A 19686-nucleotide genomic window follows, 5' to 3' on the forward strand; every position below is an offset into this window, starting at 1 on the left:
CCTCACAATGGGATGTTCCCGTGTTTTTTCTTCGGTCTGTACTCGACCTTTGTTTCACACACTTCGAGGGCTTTTGCTATGTACTTTCTCGTATCCCGCGGATCTATCACCATGTCCACGTATCCTCTGCTCGCCGCTATGTAGGGATTTGCAAACTGCCCTTTGTACTCCTCGATGAGTTTCCTCCTTGTTTCTTCTGGATTCGAAGAGGACTCGATTTCTTTCTTGAAAATGATGTTCGCCGCTCCCTCTGGCCCCATGACGGCAATCTCGGCGGTGGGCCAGGCGAGTACCATATCGGCTCCGAGGTGTTTGCTACCCATGGCGATGTATGCTCCACCGTAGGCCTTCCTCAGGATCAACGTGATCTTTGGAGACGTTGCCTCACTGTAGGCATAAAGCAGTTTTGCTCCATGTCTGATGATTCCACCGTGTTCCTGTGCAACACCGGGAAGGTACCCGGGTGTATCCACGAAGGTCAATATCGGAATGTTGAAGGCATCGAGAAACCTTATGAAACGTGCAGCCTTATCCGAAGAATCTATGTCCAGAACACCGGCAAGGACCGAAGGCTGATTTGCCACTATCCCCACCACTCTCCCCTGGACTCTTCCAAAACCGATCACGATGTTTCTTGCAAAGTACGGCTGGACCTCGAAGAATTCACCGTGATCGACCACCCTCCTGATGATCTCCCTTACGTCGTAGCCCTTGTTCGGGTTGTCGGGTAGAACATCCAGAATATCATCGGACATGTCGAGTTCTGGATCGGGGTTTTCAATGGGAGGCTCCTCTGCGTTGTTGGAGGGAAGATAAGAAAGGAGCTTTCTTACAAGTTCCATTGCCCTCTCGTCGTCGTTTGCCAGAAAGTGGGCGTTCCCGCTCTTCTGGTTGTGAACCATGGCACCTCCGAGGTCTTCCTGGGAGATCTCTTCACCTGTCACTGCCTTTATCACGTTTGGGCCCGTTATGAACATCCTCGCTGTCTGATCAACCATCACGATGAAATCGGTGAGTGCGGGAGAGTAGACGGCACCTCCGGCACAGGGTCCTGCTATCACGGTGATCTGCGGGATCACTCCCGAGGCGAGGGTGTTCCTGAAGAATATCTCACCGTATCCGGCGAGTGCGTCCACACCTTCCTGTATACGGGCACCACCCGAATCGTTTATTCCCACAACGGGAATTCCCATCTTCAAAGCAAGATCTAGCAGTTTCACTATCTTCTTCGCGTGCATCTCTCCCAGAGATCCACCCATCACGGTGAAGTCCTGTGAGAAAACGGCCACCTTTCTCCCGTTTATTTCTCCTATCCCTGTTATAACCCCGTCCCTTGGAAGTTTCATCTTATCCAGGCCGAAGTAGGTGTTTCTGTGCTCGACGAATTTGTCCATCTCCACGAAGGTTCCAGGATCAAGGAGTAATTCCAGTCTCTCCCACGCGGTGAGTTTTCCCGCTCGATGCTGTTTTTCGACCTTCTCTGGTCCTCCACCCTGTTCTATCTCTTTTTCTCTTCTCTTCAGATCTTCCAGTTTCTCCTTCAAACCCATTCTATCCCTCCGTTTCCAGTGATGCGAGGATTTCTTCCAGTATCTCTTCCTCGTCTCTTGTGTCACCATCGAGTTTTTTCATGAGAATTTTCTCAAGCACCTCTCCAATTATTTTACCGGATTTGATACCCTTTTCGATGAGATAGTTCCCATCTATCTTCTCGAGTTTTGTGTCTCTGATCTTGAGCAGGTGGGCCTTGAATTTCTCTTCTTCCTCACCCTCAAGATAAGCCAGAAAATGGCATATCGTCTCGTTGCTGACGCCTTTCACAAGAGGATATATAAAAGACGTCGGTACACCCTCTTTGAGCATTTCCAAAAGGGCTTGAGCGCTCTTTTCCACATGTTTCACTTCGTTTATCAGGTTTTTCTTGAGAGAGTACCTCTTTTTCACACCCTCCCAACTTTCCTCATCGTAGAACTCAAGAAAAACATGAAGAACCGCATAGAATTTGTTGACTTCACCGAAGTTTTCTTCCACCCAGGGTATGTTCCTGAAGAGGTTTTCCATCTTCCTGTCCATGACGGGTGTGTAGTAGGTTTTCGGAAAAAGGTGCTTTATTACGTCAAATTCAGCCATTCTTCTGATGGATTTCAACGGATTTTTCTCCTCTAGTATCTTCTCTATCTCCTGTCTTATGCGGGCACCCGTTGTCTTTTCGAGGTATCCTTCTTCGACCGCCTGTCTTAACAACCTTTCCGTTGTCTCCTCTATGTGAAAATCGAATCTCTGTTCGAACCTGATGGCACGGAGGATCCTCGTGGGATCATCCACAAAACTGAGGGTGTGCAGAACTCTTATGATGCCTTCTTTCAGATCCCTGTATCCGCCGAAGAAGTCCACGAGCAAACCGAAGTCACCGGGATTGAGTTTTATGGCCATAGCGTTTATCGTAAAATCACGCCTGTAGAGATCTTTTTTTATCGTGCTCATCTCAACGTCCGGCAGTCTGGCGGGAGATTCGTAGTACTCCATTCTGGCGGTGGCGATGTCTATTCTCAGGCCTCCTTTCAAAAAGAGGGAGGCGGTCATGAATTTTTCGTGTTTCACCAGTTTTGCAGGCAAAAACTTTTTTGCGTACTCTGCAAATTCCATGGCGTTTCCTTCCACCACGATGTCTATGTCCAGGTTCTCTATCCCAAGGAGCAGATCCCTCACAAATCCTCCTACGACGTAAACCGGCATGTTCACCTCGTCCCCGAACTTTCCCAGGAGCCTGAAGAGATTGAGCAGCCGTGGCTTTACATGTTTAATCAGAAGATCTGTTACGTTTCTGAAGATCTGACCGTTTTCCCTGAAGACGGGTTTCACGTACTTCTTGAAGGGTTTTCCGAATATTGCTCTCAACACATCACTTCTGGTCACGATACCAACGAGGATCCCATTTTCCAGTATTGGTATTCTGCCTATGGCGTTCTCCACCATGAGTTCTCTCAATTTCGTCACAGGGGTGTCGGGTGTTGCCACCACGAGGTTCGGCGTCATGATGGATTTCACGGGTCTGTCTCCCAGGTTGTGGTTCATCGCCTTGTCAACCGCTTTTTTCGTCACGATTCCCACCAGTTTGTTTCCTTCCACAACGGGAAAACCGTTGTGACCTGTCTGCTCCATCAATCTGTTCACTTCTTTGATTGTCATGTCCGCAAGGACAACCTTCACAGGAGATGACATGATGTCCCTCGCTCTGAGAACGGGCACTACATGATCGTGCAATCTGTTCAAAATTTCACTGAGGACCTCTTCTGGTTCTCTTCCTACGATCGTCGCCGACGCGGCCCTTGTATGACCTCCTCCCCCAAGGCTTCTCATCAACGAACCAAGGTCTACGTCCGGAGAGGACGTCCTTCCAACAACGTACACCTTTTTCCCCATCTTCACTATCGCAATGAACGTCTCGCTACCGCTCATTTCCCAGGCCTTGCTCACAACCAGCCCCAGTCCACCAACGAAACCTTCGTATTCGGCCATCGAGATGGTCACGGGAACACCGTTCACTTCATACTCCCGTGCGTTTTCGAGCAACCTGTCCAGTATCTCCATCTGTTGAGGTGTGAGTTCTTCTTTCGTGTAGAGTGCCACCTCATCAAGTTTTGCTCCGCTTTCCAGCAAAAACTTTGCAACTTCAAGATCGCGAGGAGTGGTCGAGGAAAAAAGGAGGTTTCCCGTGTCATCATAGAGAGCTATCATGAAAAGGGTGGCCTCGGTGGCATCTATGGAGATTCCCTCTTTTCTGAGGCGCTCGACTAGAAGAGTGATGGTGGCACCAACTCTGTCCACCACGCCGTCGAGAGATTTTTCATCGACGTGATGATCGAAGACCGTTATCTTCGCATCCCGGATTCTCTCTCTGATCCTTTCTGGAATTCGATCGAGGGAGGAAGTATCAACGATGACAAGATCCGAAACCTCACCATCGAACTCGTGTTCCCAGAGAAATTCAAATCTATCTGAGTAGATCTTCAGAAACTCGGAAAGGTTCCTTGCGGGATTTCCCGGCAACACGATGAGGTGTTCGGGAAAAAGTTTCTTCGCCGCCACACATGAGGCAAAGGCGTCGAAGTCGGGTGATCTGTGCGTGGTGATGACCTTCATCATTCCACCTCTAGAGTAACGGCAACGGAACTCGCTTCCATCGTGTCGGCTTCAAGGTCCATAACTACCCTGTCAGCCTTCATCTTGAGGTTCTTTTCGGTGTCGTTCAGATCGACGTCTTCGGCAAGTTCTATGATTCCATCACCTCTTCTGTAAACGAACTTTCCACAGGATGCCTCCACCGCTCCCTTTTTTATCTGAACGCTTCCAGAGCCGATGAAGGTGTCCTCTTCCAGGTCGAATACGATCTCATCACAACTGACGAGGATGGTTTCCGTACTGGATCTGTCCAGAAAGTCACCTGTCACGTTTCCAGTGATGGTCCCCTCTCTTGTCTCCACGTCGTACACGAGATGGTCTCCAGAGATTTCACCATTTTCAAGTGTTACAGTCACGGAAGAACTCGCCTCTGTGATTCTCCATTTTCCAGAAAGTTTCCTCACAACAAGACTTTCCGCCTTCAACGTGAATTTTTCCTCTTCTATCTCTAAAAAAACGTTTCCGGAGTACTCTATCTTTTCCTCAAAAGGTCTCACAAAATCTGCCTTTATGTGTATCGTTTTCGAAAACACAAAAAGCCCCACAAAGACCAGAAGCATCACCATAACCTTCTTCATTTCTTCACCCCCCAAAGAGTTCCAGGGCTCTCTCGTAGGCTCGCCGTGCGGTGAACGCAGGTGAGTGAGAAGAACACTCCACTCTCAGAACCTGTTTTGCCCTTTCCATCCTTGTCTTTTCGATCTTCTTTGTTCGTGCAATCGTTGAAAGAAAGAGATAATCAAGGGCGTTCCGGGGAGACTGTGCTTCTTCTTTCAGTTCAAAAGACACGATCACGTCTCCCTCCGGCACACCGGTGACCCATGAGAGTGGAACGTACCTGTCCCTGTATGGTCTATAGAGAATGGGAAAAGAAAGAGATGCCTTCACCGCCTCTCTCAGGTCGTTTCCTTCCCCAAATACTACTTCTTTCCCCTCCAGAAGATCGAAAACCCAGATTTCAAGACCAGCCGGAATCTTCTGTGCAGGAAAGAGTCTGTCCACGTACCTGTAGAGGCGTTCGTGGTTTCGTACCCCGTTCAGGCTGTCTCCCACCCTCATCAGAATCCTGAGGGCATCGAACATGGAGAACCTGTCGATTCCCCTTGAGAAGAACGGGTTCAGAAGCTTTTCCAGATTCCTCCACTCCCTCACCAGAATGGAGTATGTCCTGTTGGGAGAGCGAGTGAGAAAAAACAGCCCACATGGAACTGCGGATAAACCACAGCATCTCACCATCACGTCGTCTTTTCCCATCTCTTTCAGGGCCTTCAACACACCGATGCTTCCAAGGTACGCTCCGTTCTCTCCACCGAAAGAGATCACCAGGGCCATTTCACTCCTTTCAAATCTTCAAGGGCTTTTCTGTAGATTTCATGGTACTTTTCGAACTCGTTCCACGACTCGCTCACGTTGTGCACCACCACAAAATCTGCTCGGGAGAGTTCCTCCTGTTCCAGTATGATCTCCTTCCACCTGTCCATCACAAAAAACATCTCAAAATGATTTTTGAACTTTCCATCCTTTTTCCTGTTAAAGGTGGACGCAACGACAAAGTCTGCTCCCAGTTCCCTGGCCTGTGACACGGGAGTTGGAGAAAGTACACCTCCGTCCAGGACGGGATCTCCTCCCAGCCAGATTGGCTCAAAGTAACCCGGAACGGAACTGCTTGCAACAACGGCGTCTATGAGGAAACCCTCTGTCACCAGGAGAGACTCCATATTCTCCGTGTCGAAGACCACAACCCCTAGTTTTTTCCTGCAATCGGAGAATTTCTTTTTGCCAAACACCTCTTTGAGGACAGAGAACAGAAGATCCGCTTTGAAAAGCGACCGTTGAAACATTCCTCTCCACGTACCTTCGCTTTCGGTCTTTTTCAAATCTTGAAGGTGCCTTTTCATGATGGAGAAGGTGATCTCCCTGACCATGCGAGGATCGCTGTACAGGGCGTACAGGGCTCCAACGATCGAGCCGATGGAAGACCCTGTCACCACATCGAAGACGTCCCCTGTTTTTTCAAGGAGCGCAAGATGAGCCGCCCCTTTGACACCTCCAGCAGCAAGGGCAATTCCCCTCATCATCCTCTCACCTTGACAGCAGTAAAATTCCCAGCACGATCGCAAGTGCTCCCACACCGATCATCAGCAGCAAGTTTGTGTCGACAGGAATTTTCTGGACTTCCTCCTTTTCTGCGAGTTTCTGAGCCAGCGCCTTCACATCAGACGAAACACTCTGCAATCTGTCCGAAAGAGCGGCAACCTGCCGTTTGAGATCCTTCACTTCTCTTTCCAGATTGGATTCCGCCGACTGGTAGTCTATCTGTGCCCTTTCCAGGTTTGAGGTGCGAGAAGACAGCGTTTCCAGATCTTTTTCAACCTCTGTTATTTTGCCTTCAAGATCGAGTATTTTCCCAGAAACTTGAGAGATCTTGTTTTCAAGATCGGTCAATTTTGTTTCCAGACTGGATGCTTTGCCAGAAACATTTGAGATGTCTTGAAGAAGTTCCTCTCTCAGTTTCACAAGATCAGAGGAAAGTGATTTCACATTCTCTGTAGTCTCGTTAAGGCGCTCCGTCAGGCTTTCTACCTTTCCTTTCAGAAGAAGAATGTCACCACCTGCGTCCTTCTTCCAAGCAAGAAGATTCTGCGTTTCAGTCCCGAGTTTTGTGACCGTCTCTTCCAGATTCGAGAGTCTGTCCTCTGCGTTTTTCAGATTGCTTTCCACAACTTCCAGTCTGGAAGAATGTTCACCGGTGATTTTCTCCAGTTCCTGCAACTTCTTTTCGACGGTGTCTATCCTCCTCAATATCTCCGTGTCGAATCCTCCCGTTTCCTGCTTGAAACTGGCAAAAGCAAGAGAAAGGTTCCTGTAGGCATCTTCGAGGGAACTGACCTTTGTTCCAAGTTCAGAAATGTCACTTGCCGCAGATGTTAACTTCGATATCACATCTTCAATTCTGGAGTTCAGCGATTTATGATCTTCTTCCAGTTTCGTTGTTCTTTCGTCCAGCGCGATGGTCGCCGCCTTGATGATGTCGAGTTCGTCTAGAAGGGAGATCTTTTCTCTGATCTTTTCCAGTTCAAACCTCATCACGAGTCTGTATATGTACTGTGCTATATCGTACCTTGTGACCAGAAGAGCCCCCCGAAAGTTCCCGTTTTCATCGAGTTCCATGAGTTTTGAATCCACAACGTATTTCACGGCTTCAAAAAACGGTGAGTCTGGTTCCACATCCTTTATGTTCTGTCCAATTAAGGAAAGGGCGATGATCAACAACCCTGCAAAAAAGATCCTTTTCAACATCTTCACCTCCCTCTTCAACCTTAAAGCATCCTTGAAAACACCGCATGAAGATAGAGTTTACTGTTTGGAAAAATTCTTTTCCATGATGTCTTTCAGTTCTTTGAGAATCTTCAGAATGTTTTCAGCTTTTTCCTGGCCGAGTTCACTCGTGATCTTTTCTATGAAGCTTTCTCTTCTTTCTATGACCTTTTCTATGACACTTTCTCCTTTTCTGGTTATGGCAAGAAGGTAAGCCCTTCCATCCGCAGCATCCGGTCTTCTCGTGAGATAGCCATCCGTTTCCAGTCTTTTGACAAGACCGCTTATGGTGCTTTTTGCAACTCCCAGAAGGAGGCTGAGTTCTCCCGGCCTTTTCGGGCCTTCGAAGTATATCTTCTGTAAGATGTCAAACTGTGCAGGGGTGATTCCAAAATCCCTCAGCACCTTTCTTCCTTCCACCTTCACCATAAAACAGATCTCCCTCAGCACTCTCTCGAACGGTTGTTTCATTCTTTCACCTCTTTCCAGAGAGTATCACCGTGATCTCCCCGAGGATTTCCTTCTTTCCAAAGTGCTCGAGTGCCTCGCTCACTTTCCCCCTGAAAAACTCCTGGTGCATCTTGGTCATTTCCCTGGCGATGAATACTTCTCTGTCTCCCAGTATCTCCAGAATATCCTTCAGGGTAGAGATGAGTCTTTCTGGAGATTCAAAAAAGACGATGGGTCTTTTCTCCTCCTTCAGCGCTCTGAGAAGTCTCCTTCGGTTCTTCCCGCGTGGAAGAAAACCCTCAAAGATGAATTTGGATCCGGGAAAACCACTCACGGCAACGGCACTGGTCAGCGCACTGGGACCCGGCACCACGTCCACTTCTATCCCGTTTTTCCAGCACTCCTCTATGAGATTGTACCCGGGATCCGAGATCACCGGCATACCTGCATCACTCACAAGTGCCACGATCTTTCCTTCTTTCAGAAGTGGAAGGACTTCTTTTATCCTTCTTTTCGAGTTCTTCTCTGTGAAGGAAAGAAGGGGTTTTTTTATTCGATACTTGTTCAAAAGAACCATTGTTCTTCTGGTATCTTCTGCGAGTATCAGATCCACACTCCTGAGTGTTTTCAAAGCCCTGATGGTGATGTCCTCCAGATTCCCTATGGGTGTTCCCACAACGATGAGTTTTCCCAAACTATCTCCTCCTCAACTCGAAGAATCTGGAAAGATCTTTTGCTTCTTTCAGCATATCATCATTCAACTGTGTTCGAACGAAAGAACCAAACACTTTCTCGAATCTTCTCAGCAGTGTTTCTTCCAGAAGTTTCACGTCCACGTCGTAGAGCTCCAGAAGACCCTTCACCTGGGGAACGTCCTCTCCAAAGATCTCTCTCAAAAGTTCTCTGTTTTGTCTCAGAACGATCGAGCCGTGTTCAACGATGGCACCCTTTGTTCTGAACTGGGCACTTCCCACGATCTTCATCCCATCGACCACAACCTCGTACTTCGAAGACGCATCGAAACAGAAGGCGGTGTTTCCACGTCTTCCATCCGAAAGCTCGGCGGGAACGCCCACCTCACACAGAGCCTCCTTTATCACGTTGTGAACCAGTCTGTGAAACTCAAGAACGGATAGGTCACCAAAAGAACTTTCTCTTGGAACGGCAAGACAGTAGGTGATTTCCATATGGTGAAGTACTGCACGACCACCAGATGGCCTCCTCACAAAATCCACACCTTTTGGTATCTTCAAGTTGTTTTCTTTCTGAAACCTTCCCAGAGAGACCGTCGGATTTTCCCAGCCATACAGTCTGAAAAACGACTTTTTCTCAAGCCAGGCCCACTTTGCCATCAAACTGTCTATGGCCATGTTCAGAGAACCGGGAAAAACTTCCTTTTCGATCACAACAAGGGCCTCTTGAATGGTATCCCCACCCTCCTCGGGTACTTCTCAGGTGATCGATCCGTCTTTCTGAGTACTAGAAGACACCTCTGTTCACCCGTTTTCAGGGTGTACCTTCTCACCTCCTCCAGTTCGACCTTCAGTTCATCGAGGGCTTTTCTTGCTTCCTTCAGTTCCTCTTCAAAAGAAGGCCCTTTGTAAAAGAGCAGTTTCCCCCCTATCCTGACGGCCGGTGCGCATATTTCCACGAGAGTGTTCAAGCGTGCTACCGCTCTTGCCGTTGCGTAGTCGTATTCTTCCCGGTGCTCTCTTGAGAAGTTTTCGGCTCTTTCTTTTACCACTGCAGCGTTTTCGAGATTGAGTTTCCTGACAACATGTTCCAGAAATTGCACAGCCTTTTCCTTGGAATCCAGAAGTGTCACCTTGAGTTCCGGGAAAAATATCGCTAAAATAAGCCCTGGGACACCGTTACCCGATCCTACATCGAGGAGTGATCCCCTCAGGTTTTCATGCTTCAAAGGAATGAGTATCTCTGCAACGTTTTTGTGAACAGCGGAGTCTAATGACCTGAGGGCAGTGAGGTTGTGTGGTGAATTCAGGAGTTCGTTGAGGTAACGAAAGGTTTTTTCTATTTGTGATTCTTCAAAGCGAACGCCGTACTCCTGAAGTACATCTCTCAGAAAGTCCATTCAGAGCACCTCCGAAAAGAATTCTAACATTTCATGCTGGAGGGAACGTGTGTGGTTCTCAAGATCGCCCTGAGAAACTTCACAAAAAATCTGAAGACCTCACTTGTCGTTGTTCTGGGATTGGCCATCAGTCTTTCACTGGTGATTGGATCGCTCACTCTTTCTGACTCCATAAGTGCATGGAAACGTGAAAGAATAGAGGAAAATTTCGGAGTAGCAGATGCTGTTGCAGAACCGAAAAGTCCTTCATTTCTCTTCTTCAACTTTTTGACAACCAAAATTGAAGATCAGGAGATAGAACTTCTGAGAGAACAGGTGAAAGGAGTCCTTCCCGTCTCAGAGGGATCCGCCAGGCTGGATGGACTGGACGTCCTTGTGATCGGGGTGAAACCCGATGAACTTGGCCGTTTTGTGGGAAAGGACATACAGCTGAACCCCGGTGAGGCGATAGTTGGTAAATCAGTGGCAGATGCTCTGAACATAAAAGAAGGAGACAGAATCACCCTCATCTTCTCCGCAGGTAGCAAAGAATTCATCGTAAAAGAAATAGGAGAGAAGGGTTTTTTGAATTTCAAAGGAGAGATGGCAAGTCTTCCAGGGACCGTTTTTATCCACTTGAAAGATTTCCCGGACAATAATTATCCCACCAGATGCTATCTTCACTACGGACTTCCTCCAGAGGAGCACGAAAAGATATCCCTTGAAACCAGTCTGAGGGTGAGAAACATAAAGTACAGCTTTCTGAAATCGCCCGTCAACAGATCCCTCGCCTACGTGACGCTTGCGTTTTCTGGAATGTCCATATTCGTCGGTTTTCTGGTTTTTTACATGTTCTGTGAGGATGTGATGAGGGACAGAAACTTCACCCTTGTTACGCTGAGGAAGATAGGTATTCAAAAGAAGAAAGAGTGGGGTATATTGCTTCTGGAGGGTCTCCTGTACTCGTCCCTGGCGGCTTTCTTTGGTCTGATCTTCGGAGTCTTCGTGGGAAAGTTCCTTTTGAATCGGTTTCAGACGGTGATCGAGGCGGTGTCCACCACGTTTCTTCACATCGACAGGGTGAAGTTCCACATTTCTTTAGAGACGGTACTGCTCGGTCTTGGACTGGGCGTGGTCTTTCCAATGATCCTTTTTGCCCTCAAAGCAAGAGAGATCACCAGAAAGCCTCCCGTCTACCACGAACTTGAGGATCGGCTGGACGTATCCACAAAGAAATTTGCCCTGATGATAATCATCAGTCTGCTATTTCTTCCCTTTTCGGATCTTCGTATTTTCTCTTTGATACTTCTTTCCCTTTCATTCTCTCTGAAATTCAAAAACGCTTTTCTGATGATGATAATGGGCGCTCTGAACCTTGCCACCGGTGTTCTGGTGAACGTAAATTCCCAGTCGGAAAGGCTCTTTCTTCTTTCTTCGATGAGTAAGGGAGCCTCCATTTTCGCTGGAGTTTCACTTCTGGTATTTTCACTGGTTCTTCTTGCAAAAAGCGTTCTGGATCACATGGTATCGGAAGGCACCCTTCCTTTTCTAATCGGTGTGTCCTACGTTCAGCGATTTCCAAAAAAGGGCATGGTGATCTCTCTGACCTTTGCCCTTCTGATATTCACCTCGACCGTGTTCAACATCCTTTCTGCCAGCGCGGACAGATTCGTCGAGGATAAAGTGCGAAACGGTCTTTTTGGGTACAATTTCCTCGTTCTGGAAAACCCGTTCAGATCTTTTCTTTCCAGGTCCTCCATACCTGTTCATGAGAAACTCGAATTTCCCTCTCGAGCGTATCTCTACACTCTAAAAGCAGAAGGAACAGACAGGTTCATAGCCTACGTCGATGAGTCTTTTCTGGAACATTCGACCCTGAAGGTGACGGACGTGGAGGATCTCAAAGCGCCCGGTGCTGCGCTGGTTGGTTATGAAACAGATTCTGAAACCATCATGGGAACCCTGAAATCCATTCTTCCCTTTGGGGGAAGGGAGGATGTGAGTTTCAAAGTGGTTGGTAGATACAATAAAAACGATTATCTGGTTCCCATCGATGTGATCACACTAAAGGAAAACAGAGCAGAAAATGTGAAAGGCTTCGAGGTTTTACTGGGAAAGACCGATGAAGAAAACGCCAGCGAAATAAAGCAGTTCTACCTTTCCAGATTCCTCTATCCGTTCTTCCTGGACGAGGAACTCGGGAAACTGTACAGTGGAATAGATGGGCTCGTCAGCGTGATAAAGTTCATCTTTCTTTTCGGATTTCTGTCGGCCACGTCCGGTCTTGTTCTCTTCGTTTTGAAATCGTACTTTTCCAGGTTGAGAATTCTGGGAACACTCCGGGCGGTCGGATTGAAATCGACACAGTTGATCCTTGCCTTCCTTGTGGAACACTTCTCCTTCCTCGGCGGAGGAATAATCATAGGAATCACCTCTGGCATCATTATGGGACTTTCCATAGCGAAAACGATGGCGGAAAATCTGGGCACCTTCGTGGCCTTTCTGCCGATAAAGTCCATCGTTCTTTCCATACTGTTCGTCGTTGTGCTCGCGGCGATCGCCATGGTCGTTCCGAGCTACATGATATCCAGGGTGTCACCACTTGAAGCCATGAGGGAAGGAGAGTGAACGGCGTTGATCGAGGTACGAAACCTCTGGAAAGAGTACAACGGAAGAGACAGAGTAACCGCCCTCAAGGGAATAAATCTGAAGATAAACAGCGGAGAGTTCGTTGTGATACTGGGACCTTCTGGATCTGGAAAGACCACCCTTCTGAACTGTCTTTCCGGTGTAGATCGCCCAACGAAGGGAACTGTGATCATCGATGGAACAGATCTTTACGCCCTCTCCGAGGAAGAGAGAACAGGATTTAGAGCAAAGAACATGGGATTCGTCTTTCAGTTCTTCAACCTTGTACCCGTTCTCACCGCACTCGAAAACGTAGAACTTCCTCTTCTGATCTTAGGTGTGAACAGACGAGAAGCGAAAGAACGCGCGTTCGACATGCTGAGAAGAGTGGGACTTGCTCACAAGTGGAACAGGTTCCCAGAAGAACTCTCCGGTGGTGAAAAACAGCGCGTTGCCATAGCGAGGGCCCTCGTCCACAATCCGAAAGTGGTATGGGCAGACGAGCCCACCGGTGCCCTCGACAGCGAAACAGGAGGTATGATCATAGATCTACTCATGGAGATGAAAAAGAACTCCACTCTGGTGATCGTGACACACGATGAAAGGATAGCAGAGAAGGCAGATCGGGTCATCAAAATAAGGGACGGTCAGATCGTACAGGATATATACGAAACGGCGTTGTAGCCGATGTGAAGCATCAGGTGTTCAAAACTTCTGTATCCACACTCTTCCCACTGAGAAAGGAGACTTTCGATTTCTGGCGCTCTTCCATAAATTCTCATTTCGCCGTTTAAAAACTCGACCGTTCCTTCTGGTCCTGCGTAGTAGAAGATCCCGTTCATTTCTGCGAGCCTTCTTGTGAGAAGATCCACCAGCTCCACAAACACCTGAAGTCGGGGAACCCGGATCGCTTTCTGAAAGGGAAAATCTCTCAGAAGCCTTCTGTTTCTTTCCAGCAAATTTCCAAGATTTCCTCCCGCTTTTATGAACCTCGTTTCCAGTTTGTAACCACCTTCAAGGTGACTGCCATTTTTCACGAACAGGAAAGCGGGCTGTCTTGCCGAAATCTTCATGTTGATGGGAACTATCACCCTTCCTCCATCCTTCAGCTGACAAAACCAGTGTTCTGGTACCTCGTCCACTCCAACGGTGACGAAGATCACATCGTACGGTGCAAAATCCGAAACACCATAATAACCATCTCCACAAACAACGACAACGTTTTCTATTCCAAGGCGTCTCATGTTTTCTCGGGCAATTCTGCAAACCTCTTCGAAATACTCCACGGTCACAACGAGTCCTTTCTTTCCAACAACCCTGCTCATCACGGCTGCGTTGTACCCCGTTCCGCCTCCTATTTCCAGAACCCTCATTCCCTCATCCAGATCCACCCACTCCATGAACATCGCCATCAGCGAAGGCTGACTGGAAGTGCTGAAGACTTCCCCGTCCTCGTAAGAAACGAGCACCGTGTCCTCATAGACATAGGAGAGTGGATAGTGCCTTGTCAGGAATTCTTCCCGTGGTACCTCCAGAAAGGCCTTTGCGATACGATCACTTATTCCGTGGTTTTTCAAAATCCAGAAGAGCCTTTCTCTCATAACATCCCCCTGTGTTATCATATCACTGAGGGAGGGATCGGATGAAAAAAGCAGCGATAATCACAGTCGGAAGTGAACTTTTAGAAGGCCTTATACTGAACAGAAACGCTCAGTTTCTCTGCCAGGAATTGAAGAATCTTGGATACAGGGTGATAAAAGTCTCAACGGTGGGTGACCACCTCGAAGATATAGCCGAAGAGGTCAGATCACTCCTTCCAGAGGTTCACCTTCTGATACTGACAGGAGGCCTTGGCCCAACAAAGGATGATCTCACACGAGAGGCGGTGGCAAAAGCCCTGAACAGAAAACTCCTCCTCGATTACAATCTCAAAACGAAAATCGAAGAAAAGGTGAAAAAATACCATTCTAAAATACCATCTAACATCGAAAAGCAGGCACTCGTCATCGAAGGAGCAAAAGTGATCGACAACCCTGTTGGAAGTGCGCCGGGTCAACTTCTGGAAGTGGATGGAAAAAAGGTGATTTTGCTTCCTGGACCACCGAAAGAGTTGATTCCCATGTTCGAATCATTGAAAGAACTTTTGAAAACTCCCCATGCCTTTTATCAGGTCGTCCTGAAATACTACAGCATACCCGAAGCAGTACTGGAAGACCTCCTGAAAGAGATACTGTACTCTCAGGACAGAGTGGAAGTGGCTACGATGGCAGATCACGTCGAAGGTGTAAGATTGAGACTGACAACGAGTGCAGAACACAGAGAGTTCCTGGACGAACTCGTGGAAAAGATCCTCGAAAAGACGGGAGAGTACCTTTACGGAATGAACGACGAGAAGATGGAAGAGGTGGTCGTCAGGCTTTTGAAAGAGAACAAAAAAACACTTGCCGTTGCCGAATCCTGCACGGGTGGTATGCTCTCTTCACTCGTGGTGAATGTTCCGGGAGCGTCAGACGTCTTCATAGGAGGTGTGGTGGCCTACAGCAACGAGTTGAAAAAAAGCATCCTTGGGGTGAAAGAAGACACCCTGAGAAAATACGGAGCCGTGAGTGAACAGTGTGTTCAGGAAATGACTGAAGGGTTGAAAAAACTCACAGAAGCCGACATCTGTGTGGCCATTTCTGGAATAGCAGGACCATCGGGTGGTACTCCCACCAAACCCGTTGGAACCGTTTTCATAGATCTTTTTGAACAGAATCATTCTACAGTGCGTTATAATTTCTCTGGGGATCGGAACACCATAAGAACCCGATCAGCGATGATGGCTCTTGAGAACCTGAGAAAACATCTGAAGGAGCGTGGAAGATCATGATGGAAGAATATCTGGGAGTGTTTGTCGATGAGACAAGAGAATACCTTCAGAATCTGAACGATACCCTGCTGAAACTGGAAGAAACCCCCGAGGACATGGAATTGATAAACGATGCCTTTCGGGCGCTTCACACCCTGAAGGGTATGGCAGGAACCATGGGGTTCAACAGCATGGCAAAACTCTGCCATTCCCTTGAAAATGTTCTCGACAAGGCCAGAAACGGTGAAATAAAGATAACATCGGATCTTCTCGACAAGATCTTCGCGGGAGTCGACATGATCGCCAGGATGGTCGACAAGATCGTATCTGAAGGAACCGATGAGATCGGAGAAGATATTGAAGTGTTCACCGATACAATAAGAAGCTTTGTTCCTTCAGAAGGAAAACCAGAGGAAGAAAAAGCACCAGCGAAAAACTCTAAAGTCGACGATGAAAAGAACCCTCCACAGGCTTCAAACGAAGCGGAAGAATCGATGGTCCTTCCAGAAGAGGTGGTTCATGTCCTCCAGGAAGCAAAAAACAAAGGGTACAGGACTTTCTATGTAAAGGTTGTCCTCAAAGAAGGCACACAGCTCAAATCCGCCAGGATCTACCTTGTCTTCCACAAACTGGAAGAGCTGAAGTGTGAGGTTGTAAAGACCGTTCCTCCAGTGGAAGACATCGAGGAAGAAAAGTTCGAGAACGAAGTGGAACTGTTTGTCATCTCTCCCGTCGATCAGGAAAAACTCTCTGAAGCCCTGAGTAGCATCGCCGATATAGAAAAAGTCATCGTGAAGAGTATCATCCCCGTTACGGAGAAAAAGGCTACTTACGAAGAAAAAGAAGAAAAAACAGAGGAGAAAAAAGAGGAAGTTACCAGAAAGAAGATCGTCTCTCAGACCGTCAGGGTGGACATAGAAAAACTGGATACCCTGATGGATCTCATGGGAGAACTCGTCATAGCCAGAAGCAGAATTCTGGAGACTCTCAAAAAATACAACATAAAGGAAATAGACGAAAGCCTAACTCAACTGAGCAGGATCACTCTAGACCTTCAGAACGTCGTGATGAAGATCAGGATGGTTCCCATCGCCTTCGTGTTCAACAGATTCCCTCGAATGGTCAGAGATCTGGCGAAGAAGATGAACAAAGAGATCAACTTCATCATGAGAGGAGAAGACACAGAACTCGACAGAACCTTCGTTGAGGAAATAGGAGAACCTCTTCTTCACCTTCTGAGGAACGCTATAGACCACGGTATAGAACCAAAAGAAGAGAGGATAGCCAAAGGAAAACCTCCTGTGGGAACCCTCATCCTCTCCGCCCGACATGAAGGAAACAACGTGGTGATAGAGGTCGAAGACGACGGAAGGGGAATAGACAAAGAAAAAATTCTCAGAAAAGCGATAGAGAGAGGGCTGGTGGATGAATCGAAAGCTACCAGTTTGTCCGATCAGGAGATACTCAACTTCCTTTTCGTGCCGGGGTTCTCCACGAAGGAGAAGGTTTCGGAAGTGTCTGGAAGAGGAGTTGGAATGGACGTTGTCAAGAATGTTGTTGAATCCTTGAACGGAAGCATAAGTATAGAGAGTGAGAAAGACAGGGGAACAAAGGTCACCATAAGACTGCCACTCACCCTCGCCATCATTCAGGCTCTCCTTGTGAAGGTGAACAACCTCGTCTACGCCATTCCAATAGCAAATATCGACACAACCCTCAGGATATCCAGAGGCGATCTACAAAGGGTGCAGGACAAGAATGTCATAGTGATAAGGGGCGAAGTGATACCGGTCTACAAACTCTGGGAGGTTCTTCAGATAGAACACGAGAGGGAAGAGGAGGAAATGGAAGCGGTCATCGTGAGAATAGGAAACAGGAAGTACGGAATAATAGTCGACGAGCTTCTCGGTCAGGACGACATCGTTATAAAATCTCTTGGAAAGGTGTTCTCCGATGTCAGAGAGTTCAGTGGAGCGGCGATCCTTGGTGATGGAAGCATCGCTCTCATCATAAACGTCTCCGGTATTGTATAATGGAGGTGAAGAAGTTGCCCGATATGAGAGAGTTCGAAGTGCTCTCCTTTGAAGTGGAAGATCAGGCTCTGGCCTTCGATGTGGATAACATCGAGATGGTGATAGAAAAACCAGAAATAACCCCTGTCCCCAAATCCAAACACTTCGTGGAAGGTGTTATCAATCTGAGGGGTAGAATCATTCCCGTGGTGAACCTTGCAAAGGTTCTCGACATTTCCTTCGATGACTCGAAGATGAAGAGCATAATCGTGGCGAAGACAAAAGATGTGGAAGTGGGTTTTCTGGTTGACAGGGTGCTCGGGGTATTGAGGATAACGGAAGAACACGTTGAAATGGTGGACGTGTCTGACAAGTTCGGAAAGAAATCCAAGGGATTGATAAAAACGGATGGAAGGCTCATAATTTATCTGAACATCGACGAAATAATTGAAGAAATAACAGTTAAGGAGGGAGTGTAAAAGATGGCGAAGAGAGTTTTGATAGTTGATGACGCAGCGTTCATGAGGATGATGCTGAAAGACATCATCACCAAAGCAGGATACGAGGTGGTAGGAGAAGCCACAAACGGGCGTGAAGCCGTCGAAAAATACAAGGAACTCAAACCAGATATCGTCACGATGGACATCACGATGCCCGAGATGAACGGTATCGATGCGATCAAGGAGATCATGAAGATCGATCCGAACGCCAAGATAATCGTGTGCAGCGCCATGGGACAGCAGGCAATGGTCATCGAAGCCATAAAGGCCGGTGCAAAGGACTTCATCGTGAAACCGTTCCAGCCTTCCAGGGTGGTAGAGGCGCTCAACAAGGTCTCGAAGTGATGTACCATGAGTGCCATTTTGCAGTTTCTTCTAGCCTTTGGAATCGTCCTCTTTTTTCTTCTTATCGTTTATTACTTCGTAAGAAGAGGGTTCTTCTCTCAAAAAGGTTCCAGTATCTCGATAGTGGAAAGGCATTACCTCGATAGAAAGAGTTTCATAGCGATCGTCAGGGTGGTGGACGAGTATTTTGTCATACTGGTGACGGATTCGGGGGCCACGGTCCTTAAAAAACTCGAAGATTACAGAGAAAGTGATTCCTTTTCCTCGATTCTCTTCAGAAAAATAGGGAGAAGGAATAAATGAGGAAAATTCTTGTTTTTTTGCTGATACTTCTCTCGCTGATCTCTTTTTCCCAGGAGGTGCCCTTTCCCTCCATTTCTATAGGCGTCAGACCCGCTGAAGAGCCAGAGGACCTTGTGGTCACCCTAGAAATTCTTCTCATTCTGACTGTATTGACGCTGGCGCCTTCCATTCTTGTTCTCTTCACCTCGTTCACCCGAATCATCGTCGTTTTTTCTCTTTTCAGAAACGCCCTTGGAACAAGGCAAACTCCTCCAAACCAGGTCATGATAGGCCTTGCACTCTTTCTCACATTCCTCATCATGCAACCTGTCTGGAACGATATCTACAACAACGCCATAACGCCGTATCTGGAAAGGGAGATAGGATACCAGGAAATGTTTCAGAGAATCAACAACAGAATCAGGGAGTTCATGATAAAGGAACTGAAGAACCACCACAACGAAGACAACGTCTTCATGCTCGCCCAAAATGCAAACCTCGAGATCACCAGAGTAGAAGAAGCACCAAATTCTGTGTTGATACCTGCCTTCGTCTTGGGCGAACTTGAGATTGCCTTCAAGATGGGAGTGGTACTGTACGTTCCCTTCATAGTCATCGACATGATCGTGGCGAGCATTCTGCTCTCCATGGGCATGATCATGATACCACCCGTGTTCGTTTCTCTTCCGTTTAAAATACTGATCTTTGTGATGGCAAACGGATGGGACCTTCTCGTTGAGGGACTGATAAAGAGTTTTGCGAGGTGATACCCTTGACCATCGAGGTGTTTCTGGATATCATGAAGAGCGGAATAGGTCTCATACTGGAGATAATAGTTCCCCCACTCGTTGTGAGTCTGATCGTGGGATTGATAATAAGTATCTTCCAGGCCGTCACCCAGATACACGAGCAAACACTGATGTTCGCCCCCAGGGTCATCGTTATGTTCCTCACCCTACTTTTTCTGAGTGGCTGGATGGCACAGAAGATCCTGGACTTCTTCACAGAACTTTTGCAAAGGTACTTTCAGATGATCTGAAGGAGGTGTCG

Annotated in this window: 20 protein-coding genes; 9 read left to right on the plus strand and 11 right to left on the minus strand. The window is 47.5% G+C overall.

Features of this window, described 5'->3' with window-relative positions; all coding sequences use genetic code 11:
• Nucleotides 1-2 precede the first annotated feature (2 nt).
• From CTN_RS09305 to rsmG, 10 genes are read right to left on the minus strand one after another with little or no spacing between them, the layout of a single operon-like run.
• Complete coding sequence (locus tag CTN_RS09305; protein ID WP_015920281.1) at nt 3-1550, minus strand: acyl-CoA carboxylase subunit beta; 1548 nt, start codon at nt 1548-1550, stop codon at nt 3-5.
• A 1-nt stretch (nt 1551) separates the two neighbouring features.
• A complete protein-coding gene (locus tag CTN_RS09310) occupies nt 1552-4143 on the minus strand; it encodes a CBS domain-containing protein (RefSeq protein WP_038068133.1) in 2592 nt (863 codons plus the stop codon).
• A complete protein-coding gene (locus CTN_RS09315) occupies nt 4143-4760 on the minus strand; it encodes a hypothetical protein (protein WP_038068135.1) in 618 nt (205 codons plus the stop codon). The genes CTN_RS09310 and CTN_RS09315 overlap by 1 nt, the downstream gene beginning before the upstream one ends.
• Before the next feature lie 4 nt (nt 4761-4764).
• Nucleotides 4765-5514 (minus strand): patatin-like phospholipase family protein, encoded by a 750-nt coding sequence (locus CTN_RS09320; RefSeq protein ID WP_015920284.1) that lies wholly within the window; start codon nt 5512-5514, stop codon nt 4765-4767.
• Complete coding sequence (locus CTN_RS09325) at nt 5502-6260, minus strand: patatin-like phospholipase family protein (protein ID WP_015920285.1); 759 nt, start codon at nt 6258-6260, stop codon at nt 5502-5504. Before CTN_RS09325 ends, CTN_RS09320 begins: the two co-directional genes overlap by 13 nt.
• 4 nt (nt 6261-6264) lie before the next feature.
• The gene (locus CTN_RS09330) at nt 6265-7482 is read right to left on the minus strand and encodes an S-layer homology domain-containing protein (RefSeq protein WP_231556120.1); all 1218 of its coding nucleotides are present in this window, start codon (nt 7480-7482) and stop codon (nt 6265-6267) included.
• A gap of 57 nt (nt 7483-7539) precedes the next feature.
• Nucleotides 7540-7971 (minus strand): MarR family winged helix-turn-helix transcriptional regulator, encoded by a 432-nt coding sequence (locus CTN_RS09335; RefSeq protein WP_015920287.1) that lies wholly within the window; start codon nt 7969-7971, stop codon nt 7540-7542.
• A 4-nt stretch (nt 7972-7975) separates the two neighbouring features.
• Nucleotides 7976-8644: a 16S rRNA (cytidine(1402)-2'-O)-methyltransferase gene (rsmI, locus tag CTN_RS09340; RefSeq protein WP_015920288.1), complete on the minus strand. Its 669-nt coding sequence runs from the start codon at nt 8642-8644 to the stop codon at nt 7976-7978.
• A 1-nt stretch (nt 8645) separates the two neighbouring features.
• The gene (locus CTN_RS09345; protein ID WP_015920289.1) at nt 8646-9356 is read right to left on the minus strand and encodes a lipoate--protein ligase family protein; all 711 of its coding nucleotides are present in this window, start codon (nt 9354-9356) and stop codon (nt 8646-8648) included.
• On the minus strand, nt 9353-10042 hold the full coding sequence (gene rsmG, locus CTN_RS09350; protein ID WP_015920290.1) for a 16S rRNA (guanine(527)-N(7))-methyltransferase RsmG: 690 nt from the start codon (nt 10040-10042) through the stop codon (nt 9353-9355). The genes CTN_RS09345 and rsmG overlap by 4 nt, the downstream gene beginning before the upstream one ends.
• Nucleotides 10043-10093: 51 nt before the next feature.
• Between rsmG and CTN_RS09355 the strand changes: the two genes are divergently transcribed.
• Together CTN_RS09355 and CTN_RS09360 are read left to right on the plus strand one after the other, a co-directional pair.
• Complete coding sequence (locus tag CTN_RS09355; RefSeq protein ID WP_041437840.1) at nt 10094-12649, plus strand: ABC transporter permease; 2556 nt, start codon at nt 10094-10096, stop codon at nt 12647-12649.
• A gap of 6 nt (nt 12650-12655) precedes the next feature.
• A complete protein-coding gene (locus CTN_RS09360; protein WP_015920292.1) occupies nt 12656-13333 on the plus strand; it encodes an ABC transporter ATP-binding protein in 678 nt (225 codons plus the stop codon).
• Here CTN_RS09360 and CTN_RS09365 read toward each other — a convergent pair.
• Nucleotides 13297-14250 carry a protein-L-isoaspartate O-methyltransferase gene (locus CTN_RS09365; RefSeq protein WP_038068138.1) on the minus strand — a complete coding sequence of 318 codons (954 nt, stop codon included), beginning with the start codon at nt 14248-14250 and terminating at the stop codon, nt 13297-13299. The genes CTN_RS09360 and CTN_RS09365 overlap by 37 nt on opposite strands.
• A 41-nt stretch (nt 14251-14291) precedes the next feature.
• Here CTN_RS09365 and CTN_RS09370 point away from each other — a divergent pair, with 41 nt between their 5' ends.
• The 7 genes from CTN_RS09370 to fliQ are packed head-to-tail and all read left to right on the plus strand — an operon-like array spanning nt 14292 to nt 19675.
• A complete protein-coding gene (locus tag CTN_RS09370) occupies nt 14292-15518 on the plus strand; it encodes a competence/damage-inducible protein A (protein ID WP_015920294.1) in 1227 nt (408 codons plus the stop codon).
• A complete protein-coding gene (cheA, locus tag CTN_RS09375; protein ID WP_015920295.1) occupies nt 15515-17530 on the plus strand; it encodes a chemotaxis protein CheA in 2016 nt (671 codons plus the stop codon). The genes CTN_RS09370 and cheA overlap by 4 nt, the downstream gene beginning before the upstream one ends.
• Entirely contained in the window at nt 17530-17988 is a 459-nt protein-coding gene (gene cheW, locus CTN_RS09380; protein WP_015920296.1) for a chemotaxis protein CheW, read from the plus strand. Before cheA ends, cheW begins: the two co-directional genes overlap by 1 nt.
• A gap of 3 nt (nt 17989-17991) precedes the next feature.
• On the plus strand, nt 17992-18354 hold the full coding sequence (gene cheY / locus CTN_RS09385; RefSeq protein ID WP_015920297.1) for a chemotaxis protein CheY: 363 nt from the start codon (nt 17992-17994) through the stop codon (nt 18352-18354).
• 6 nt (nt 18355-18360) lie between these two features.
• Entirely contained in the window at nt 18361-18657 is a 297-nt protein-coding gene (gene fliO / locus CTN_RS09390) for a flagellar biosynthetic protein FliO (RefSeq protein WP_015920298.1), read from the plus strand.
• On the plus strand, nt 18654-19403 hold the full coding sequence (gene fliP / locus CTN_RS09395) for a flagellar type III secretion system pore protein FliP (protein WP_015920299.1): 750 nt from the start codon (nt 18654-18656) through the stop codon (nt 19401-19403). Before fliO ends, fliP begins: the two co-directional genes overlap by 4 nt.
• Nucleotides 19404-19408: 5 nt before the next feature.
• Complete coding sequence (gene fliQ, locus CTN_RS09400) at nt 19409-19675, plus strand: flagellar biosynthesis protein FliQ (RefSeq protein WP_038068142.1); 267 nt, start codon at nt 19409-19411, stop codon at nt 19673-19675.
• The last annotated feature ends 11 nt before the right edge of the window (nt 19676-19686 follow it).

Origin of the sequence: Thermotoga neapolitana DSM 4359 (assembly GCF_000018945.1) — a bacterium.
GTDB lineage: Bacteria > Thermotogota > Thermotogae > Thermotogales > Thermotogaceae > Thermotoga > Thermotoga neapolitana.